This is a genomic window from Streptomyces sp. NPDC052114 (assembly GCF_040680155.1).
Taxonomy (GTDB): domain Bacteria; phylum Actinomycetota; class Actinomycetes; order Streptomycetales; family Streptomycetaceae; genus Streptomyces.
Window position 1 is genome coordinate 35874 of the sequence record NZ_JBFAWC010000034.1, and the last position, 7440, is coordinate 43313.

General features: G+C 70.4%; 7 protein-coding genes and 1 pseudogene. 4 read left to right on the top strand and 4 right to left on the bottom strand.

The features are described from left to right. Positions 1–4 precede the first annotated feature (4 nt). Together AB0L89_RS40120 and AB0L89_RS40125 are read left to right on the top strand one after the other, a co-directional pair. Positions 5–604, top strand: coding sequence for a TetR/AcrR family transcriptional regulator (locus AB0L89_RS40120; protein WP_365152765.1), 600 nt, complete (start codon positions 5–7; stop codon positions 602–604). A 100-nt stretch (positions 605–704) separates the two neighbouring features. Further along, positions 705–1268: a MarR family winged helix-turn-helix transcriptional regulator gene (locus AB0L89_RS40125; protein ID WP_365152767.1), complete on the top strand. Its 564-nt coding sequence runs from the start codon at positions 705–707 to the stop codon at positions 1266–1268. Here the strand turns inward: AB0L89_RS40125 and AB0L89_RS40130 are convergent. From AB0L89_RS40130 to AB0L89_RS40140, 3 genes are all read right to left on the bottom strand, one after another. Beyond that, entirely contained in the window at positions 1243–3321 is a 2079-nt protein-coding gene (locus tag AB0L89_RS40130; RefSeq protein WP_365152769.1) for a M6 family metalloprotease domain-containing protein, read from the bottom strand. The two genes, AB0L89_RS40125 and AB0L89_RS40130, sit on opposite strands and share 26 nt — an antisense overlap. Before the next feature lie 300 nt (positions 3322–3621). After that, positions 3622–4137: a lytic polysaccharide monooxygenase auxiliary activity family 9 protein gene (locus AB0L89_RS40135; RefSeq protein WP_055701530.1), complete on the bottom strand. Its 516-nt coding sequence runs from the start codon at positions 4135–4137 to the stop codon at positions 3622–3624. Between the two features lie 317 nt (positions 4138–4454). Continuing rightward, positions 4455–4757, bottom strand: a complete 303-nt coding sequence (locus tag AB0L89_RS40140; protein ID WP_365152771.1) for a DUF664 domain-containing protein — start codon at positions 4755–4757, stop codon at positions 4455–4457. Between the two features lie 489 nt (positions 4758–5246). On the opposite strand from AB0L89_RS40140, the gene AB0L89_RS40145 reads away from it, so the two are divergent. Both AB0L89_RS40145 and AB0L89_RS40150 read left to right on the top strand, forming a co-directional pair. Further along, positions 5247–6392 (top strand): NAD(P)/FAD-dependent oxidoreductase, encoded by a 1146-nt coding sequence (locus AB0L89_RS40145; protein ID WP_365152773.1) that lies wholly within the window; start codon positions 5247–5249, stop codon positions 6390–6392. 144 nt (positions 6393–6536) lie between these two features. Then, complete coding sequence (locus AB0L89_RS40150; protein ID WP_365152775.1) at positions 6537–7115, top strand: restriction endonuclease; 579 nt, start codon at positions 6537–6539, stop codon at positions 7113–7115. 86 nt (positions 7116–7201) lie between these two features. Here the strand turns inward: AB0L89_RS40150 and AB0L89_RS40155 are convergent. Next, positions 7202–7440: pseudogene (locus AB0L89_RS40155) on the bottom strand (hypothetical protein); the annotation flags it as partial.

Sequence of the window (7440 nt, forward strand, 5' to 3'; positions counted from 1 at the left end):
GGCCATGGCAACCACGGGACGACCACGGGACGCACGCGTGGACGCGGCGATCCTCGACGCCACGCGCGAGCTCCTCGCCAGGGACGGGTACGCCAGGCTGACGATGGACGCGGTGGCCGAGCAGGCCGGCATCGGCAAGGCCGCGATCTACCGGCGCTACGCCACCAAGCAGGAGATGGTCTTCGCCGCGGCGATCCATGAATCGGAACTGCCGGTCAGGCCCGACACCGGAAGCCTCGCCGGGGACCTCACCGCGCTCGTCCAGGAGATCGTGGACCATCTGACCGGTCCGGCCGCCTCTGCCGCGGTGCTCGGCCTCCTGGCCGACCTGGGGCCGGACAGCGCTCTGGGGGCCCGTTTCCGGGAACGGTTCGTGACGCGCGAACTCGCCGACATCGAGGCGCTGCTCGACCGGGCGGTGGGACGCGGTGAGCTGCCGCCCCCGCCGTCACGCCCGGACCCCTCCACCGTCCACGCCCTGGTGACCGGCCCGGTCTTCTCCTTCCTCTACCTCCAGCGCACGCCGCCGCACGGCCTGCCCGAGCGCTTGGGCCCGCTCGTCGCGGCGGCCCTCACCGCGCCCCAGGCATCACCGAGCCCCTGAACGGCGCTTGCCCTCAAGCGCACTTGAGGTCCTACCGTCCTCTCATGACCTGCACGGCGTGCAGGTTCCGCACCACCGAACCATCGGGAGGGGACGAGCCATGACGACCCGACAGCAGCTGTCCGGCAAAGGCGACACCGACACCGACATCGACACCGAATCAAACAGCGACAGCGACAGTGACACCGCACTCGCGGGTCAGCCCGCCGCATACTTGACCGGTCTCGCCTACGAGGCCCTCATCGCGTACACCAGGGCCAAGCAGGCCGAGAAGGGCCACACCCAGCCCCAGTACTGGCTGCTGCGGAACCTGTCGAAGAACGACATCTCGCCGGACGGCGAGGGGATGAGCGTGCCTGAGTTGCAGGAGGCCATGGCCGCCTACATCCGGCCCGAGGACGACCTGGCGGCGGAGGCCGCCGTGCTCGTGGAGCGCGGCTGGCTGACGCGGGACGCCGACGGCCGGCTGTGGCTCACCGAGCGGGGCGAGCAGGCCCGCGTCGACCTCGCGCGCAACGCTCCCGCGATCCGCGCCGCCCTCCATGAAGGCATCGACGACGCGGACTACGTGACCACGGTGAAGGTGCTCCAGCGGCTGATCCGCAACGCGGGCGGGCCGGCCGGCCGGCGGAGTCCGGTTACAGGTGCTTCCCGGAGCGCTTGAGCGAGCAGACCGCCGTCGCGGTCTTGCTCGGATCGCTCTCCGAGCGGGCCGTGAGTACGACCCTGTTGTGCCGGTCGGCACCCGGCTTCGCGCGCACGGCGACGTCGACCGCCACCGAATGCCCGGCCTTGGCGGTGGCGAGCCGGTTGGGGAGCCAGGCGGACCAGCCGTCTCCGAAGGACTTGGCCGACAGCCGGTAGACGTCGGAGGTCAGATAGCGGTCCAGTTCCTCGGGGTGGCCCGGATGGGTCGGCTCGGCGCGCCCGGTGTTGGTGAGGTCGAAGGTGCACGAGGCCCGGCGCATGGCCTCGCCCTTGGCCTTGCCGCGGTCGAGGTCGACGCCCCGGCGCTGCGGTCCGGCTCCGTCCAGCGACTTCACGGCGATGGTGTACGAGAGGAGTCCTGAGCGGCTGCGCTGGAGGTCGAGGACGTAGAAGTGCAGCCGGTTGGCCTCGTCGACGTACTCGTACTCGCTGCCGGAATCGGCTCCGGCGTGCAACAGGGCGTCGCTGAGCTGACGGTAGTCGCCCATGGTGATCTTCTGGAGCGTGCCGTCGGAGCGCTTGAAGTCCACCATGTCGATGTCCTCGGGGTGCGCGTCGATCACCCAGGCGAACGGGGCGCGGTCCTGGTTCTTGGTCTTGGAGAGCAGTACGCCGTTGTCCGGGGTGAAGGAGTCCATGCCCATGCGGTCGACGACCTCGACGGTGTAGTTGTCGTAACCGCCGCCGTCGCACAGCGGATCGGACGCCGTGTCGCAGGCCGGTGACAGGTCGCGGCTCATGGCGATGTTCACGCCGCTGATCCCCTTGTCGCCGGGAGGCGCGGAGCGCGCGGTGACCCGGGCGACGACCGTCCCGGAGTCCTTGAGGGCGCCGCGGTCCAGCCGCAGCACGTTCTTCTCGTCGACGATCCCGAGCTTGAGCTTGTCGCGCAGTACGTGCTGCGCGCCCATCGAGGCACCGTTGGTCGCGGGTATCTGCCAGCGCGTGTGCGGACCGCCGGGCCCGTTGAACGAGCCGCGCGAGAGCATGCTCCAGATGCCGGTGTAGGCGCGGCGCAGCGGGGTGCCGTACGGGTTGTTGTAGTTGTCGGCGATCCCCAGGATGTGGCTCAGCTCATGGGCGTACACGGCCATGCCGGAGCTCTCGGCCTGGGTGGACGAGCCGTTCGAGGCGTTGGGCCAGATGCGGGCGGCGGCCGCCCAGGAGGTCCACGGCACGTACCGGGTGCGGGCGGCGTTGCCGCCGAAGGGGGTGGCGGCGGGCGGCCCCCACGCGGTGGGCACGCCCTGCGTGCCCGGGAACTTCATCTGGCCGAACTCCTGCCAGACGGAGGACTCGTCCTGTCCGGCGGTGAGGAAGAAGACGAAGTCGTACTTCCCGGTCTCACCGCTGCCCACGTCCGCCGTCCAGGCGGCCTTGCCGTCGGCCCGGATGTCCTTGCCGCAGGTGATGCCGCTCGGGCAGGAGTCGGGGTTCATGCCGGGCTCGATACCGTACTGGAACGACTTGAACGGCATGCGGTAGACGCCGAAGGAGGTCAGGTCGACGCCGATGCGGCCGCCGGAGTCCTCCATCCAGTACTCGTTGATGGTGTGGCCACGGTTGAGCGGGCCTGGCTTGTTGAGGAAGTCCCGGTAGAAAGTGGGCAGTTGCGCGCGCGGAATGTCCGAGGCGATGGGCTGCGGATTGCCGAAGAGGGTCGACCCGGCGGGCTTGCTGACCGTGAACTCCTCGTCGGGATAGTCGAGGAGCACCAGGGCGCCCTTGAAGGTGCGCTTGGTGGGTTCGAGGCCGGGGTCGGCCCAGTCGGTGCCGGGGATGGAGCGGTAGTCCGCCCACGTCATGTCGTCGGGGTTCTGCCAGCGTTGCGGGTCGATCGGCCGGACGAGCGGCGGCCGGTCCGGGTCCTGCGGCTTCGCCCGGGCGGGCGCGGCGGTGAACGCGCCGGCCAGAAGGCCGAGGAGCGCGGCGGTGAGGGCCAGTTGGCGGGTGCGGGTGCGGGTGCGGGTGCGGGTCCGGGTGCGGGCCGGGGTGCGGCGGAGGAACAAGGCTCACCTCTTGCCTGAAGGGTGTGGACAAGAACATGACAAGCCGTTCGAGCCGTACCCTCCGCCGAAGCCGGTGGGGTGTCAATGCACTTTTGGGACGCTTGTGCTGTGGGCGGCCTGCGGGGCTTCACTCCGCAGGGGAGGGGGTGGGGTTACGTGTGTGGGTGACGGGTGACGGGTGACGGGTGACGGGTGACGGGTGACGGGGGACGGGCGAGGAGGGGCAGGAGTACTCGTCAACTCCTGCCCCTCCTCGCGGAAGGGAGCTTGGGGTGCGGATCCATAGCTCACTGATTCGATTCAGCGGATGTTGACGTCGATGCAGGCATAGAAGGCATTGGCCGTGTCGCCGATGTTCCAGACCGCGAGAACCTTGTGGCGGCCGGTGGCGCTGCCGAGATTGACCTGGTGCGAGACGGTGGCCGGCGGCTGCTGGTTGTTGCCGTCGATGGTGGCGACCTTCGTGCCGTCGACGAAGTACTCGTAGTTCGCCGTCCGGTGCCGTGCGGTGAACGTCCAGGTGAAGGTCTGCGTCCTGCTGACGTCGCTGACCTTCCAGCCCTTGCTGTCGTTGTCGAGCTCGGCGAACCTCGAATTGCCGCCGCTGCAGCTGCGCAGGCCCTTGGGGCCCTCCACGCTCTGTGGCTCGTACTTGATCTCGCCGCACGCGACCGTGCCCGCGGCGCACTGCGCCTGTCGGCTGGCCGGAGCGTTCACGTAGCCGTGCGCGCTGGCCGAGCCCGTCGGCAGTGTCAGGGCGAGGACCGGAGCCAGACCGGCGCCGATCGCTGCGGCTATCTTCCGCTTCTTGTCCATGCGTACTCCTTCACGGCGTTGCTTCATGGGGGTGTGCGACGTGAAGTGCTCTCGTGGGGGCGGGGTTTCGTGGGCGGTGGAACAGGACGGCCCGGCCGGAAGCCCACGACTTCCGGCCGATTAGTCTGGACCATAGACTTTGGCGAGCCACGGTCAAGGCCGATTTCACGCCAGACCTCAACAGCCCCCTGCGCATACCGCTGCGCGTCGCCCTCAGGGGTCTCGGGGGTGACGGCGTCGATGGCTTGGTGTCGGACTCCGCGAGGGGCCCGCCCCTGGCGATCGCGCCCTGGCGGCACGCGGGGCGCAGTGCTGGTCTACGTGGATGGGGTGGTGGTCGAGACGCGACGGTAGAGGCCTACGATCTCCTCGCGCGTTTCGCGCTCGGTCGCCCACAGGCCGGTGCCGCGAGTGCTGTCGTCGTCCCATCGGGACAGGGCTTCGGGGAACGGCCGGTCGAAGACCTCGCCGAGGTACCGGGACTCCCAGATCGACAGGTGCTTGACCAGCCCGAGCAGGTTGGTGCCCGTCGAGGTCAGGGGACGGCGGGCGTCGTACTCGCCGAGCCCGTCGAGCTTCCAGAGCACTGCCTCGCGCGTGTTCCGGAGCTGGACGCGCATGTGCAGTTCGGCTCAAGGTGGCGGCCGTGTCGCTTGGTTCGTGCGGTGGGTCCGTCGTGCGGTACAGTGATCTTGAGCTTCTCGCCGAAATTCCGGCGGCCGAGCACGCGTTGGTGGTCCAAGGAAAGACGCCCCGCTTCCTGCGGGGAAATGCAGGTGCAAGGCCTGCCCGGCGCTCCACATACGAGTCCCACCCCGTTCTCGCGGGGTGGGACTCGTGCGTTGTGGGGCCAGTTCACCTGGCCTGATCCCGGCCAAATACCGAGAGCGCTCCCTTCCGCCGCTTGCGGCCCGGGGCCCGCGGCCGCGGCCCGTCGTTCACCGCCCACTGAACCGGCCCGTGCCCGCCAGGTACCGGTACCGGCCCTGTCGGAGGCCTATCGGAGGCCGTAGTCCCGCTATCGGTGCCCTGTCGGCGGCGTCCGACAGATTCGTGGTGATCCCGCCGGGTGTCCCATCCGGCAGGCACGCGCAACGTAAGGAATCACCATGAGCACTGCCACTGATACTCACGTCACGATCATCGGCGCCGGGCTCGGAGGGCTGACCCTGGCTCGCGTCCTGCACGTCCACGGCATCCCGGCCACGGTCTACGAGGCGGAGGCCTCGCCGATGGCGCGCTCGCAGGGCGGGATGCTCGATATACACGACTACAACGGGCAGCTCGCCGTCGACGCGGCGGGCCTGAAGGACGAGTTCCGTGCGCTCGTCCTGGAGGGCCGCGAGGCGCTGCGGATCCTCGACCGGAAGGGCACCGTCCTGCTCGACAAGGCCGACGACGGCACGGGCGGGCGCCCCGAGGTGCAGCGAGCCGATCTGCGGCAGATGCTGCTCGACTCGCTCCCGGCCGGCACCGTCCGATGGGACCACAAGGTCAGCACCACGCGTTCCCTCGGCGGGGGCCGTCACGAGGTGACCTTCGCCGACGGCCGGACCGTCGTCACGGACCTGCTGGTCGGTGCGGACGGCGCGTGGTCGCGGGTCCGGCCCCTGCTGACCGCCGTCATTCCCGAGTACAGCGGCACGGCGGTCGTCGAGACGTATCTGTTCGACGCGGACACCCGGCACCCGGCGACCGCGAAGGCCGTCGGCGGCGGATCGCTCCTCGCGCCCTCGCGGGGCCAGGAGATCTTCGCTCACCGGGAAAGGGGCGACACCCTCCACGGCTACATCGGGCTGACCAGGCCGCAGGAGTGGTTCGACGCCATCGACTTCACCGACTCCGCCGCGGCCGCCGCGCGGATCGCGGAGGAGTTCGAGGGCTGGGCGCCGGAGCTCACCGCGCTGATCACCGACGGCGACACCCCGCCGGTCCTCCGCTCCCACTACGCCCTGCCGGTCGGGCACGAGTGGGAGCGGGTGCCGGGCGTGACCCTGATCGGCGACGCCGCCCACCTCGCGGTCCCGAACGGCGAAGGCGCCAACCTGGCCATGCTCGACGGCGCCGATCTCGGCAAGGCGATCGCGGCGCACCTCGATGACGTCGAGGCGGCTCTCACCGAGTACGAGCAGGCCATGTTCCCCCGCAGCGGCGAAGCCGCGGCCGAGGGCATGGAGTTCCTGGACGCGCTCTCCGACAGCGACAAGCTCGCGAACGTGCTCGCGATGTTCGGCGAGGGCGCGCAGGCCTCGTGAGCCCGTGCCTGCGCCTGAGCCACCGGGCGTGTGGGCGTTCCCGGCCGTCAGTGACCACTGGCACTGGCCCGTCCTCATGACGTCTGGCACCGGCCCGCCTTCGGCGGGACCATCGACGAGAGCCGAACCGGTGGGGGTGTGCACATGGGAACAGTGCTGGTGGTGGCATTGGTCGGCGTCGTGGCCGTGGTCCTCGCCACGGCCCTGGTGCGGGCCGGGCGGCGCGAGGCCCGCGCGGAGAAGGCCCGGCTCGCCGAGGACGCGAGGCGACAGGCGCGACGGTCGCTGGAGGCGGTGTGGGCGATGGGCGACCGCGCATTCGAGGAGTACGTCGCCGAACTGTGCCGCCGCGACGGCTGCACCGACGTCCGGCGCGTGGGCGGCGCCGGTGACCTAGGCGCCGACGTGACCGGCCGCCTGCCCGACGGCCGCCGCCTCGTCATCCAGTGCAAGCGCTACGCCAAGCACCGTGCCGTCGGCAGCCGGGACATCCAGACGTTCAACGGCACGGCCCGCGCCGAACACGGCGCCGACGTCCCCGTCTTCGTCGCGTCCTGCGTCTTCACCGGGCCGGCCCGCGCGTTCGCCGCCCGGCAGGACCTGTGCCTCATCGACGTCAACCTGCTCGGCTTCTGGAACAGCGGCACGCCGCTCGCCTCGTTCCTCGACCTGGACATCGGCAGTTCCGGGAACAACCGGAGGCTGGACCCTGATCGGGACTGACGGGGGTGGTCATGTGGTCGGCGGCGAAGGGGGAGGGAGAAGCGGAAGGGGCCTGCTCCCTGCCTCGGCGGGGAGCAGGCCCTCCCTCACGACGGCACGCAGAACCTCAGGTCCAGGACGATGCGCCGGTGCGCGGAGTGCCGATGGGCGGAGCTGATGGCGGAACCGTCGCGATGGCGCGTGGGGAGGGGATCCGGGTCAGGGGCCGGCGGTGGCGAGACACTGGGGTGCAGGGAGCCGGCAGCGGTCAGAGCCCGGATCCGCGCGATGAACTCGGGCCCGGGAAGCGGCAGTTCCACGTCGTCGTCCACGAACTTCACGGCGG

Bases quoted from the DNA above. Each gene is read 5' to 3' on its own strand.
- AB0L89_RS40120 (WP_365152765.1), top strand. From the start codon at position 5: ATGGCAACCACGGGACGACCACGGGACGCACGCGTGGACGCGGCGATC.
- AB0L89_RS40125 (WP_365152767.1), top strand. From the start codon at position 705: ATGACGACCCGACAGCAGCTGTCCGGCAAAGGCGACACCGACACCGAC.
- AB0L89_RS40135 (WP_055701530.1), bottom strand. From the start codon at position 4,137: ATGGACAAGAAGCGGAAGATAGCCGCAGCGATCGGCGCCGGTCTGGCT.
- AB0L89_RS40140 (WP_365152771.1), bottom strand. From the start codon at position 4,757: ATGCGCGTCCAGCTCCGGAACACGCGCGAGGCAGTGCTCTGGAAGCTC.
- AB0L89_RS40145 (WP_365152773.1), top strand. From the start codon at position 5,247: ATGAGCACTGCCACTGATACTCACGTCACGATCATCGGCGCCGGGCTC.
- AB0L89_RS40150 (WP_365152775.1), top strand. From the start codon at position 6,537: ATGGGAACAGTGCTGGTGGTGGCATTGGTCGGCGTCGTGGCCGTGGTC.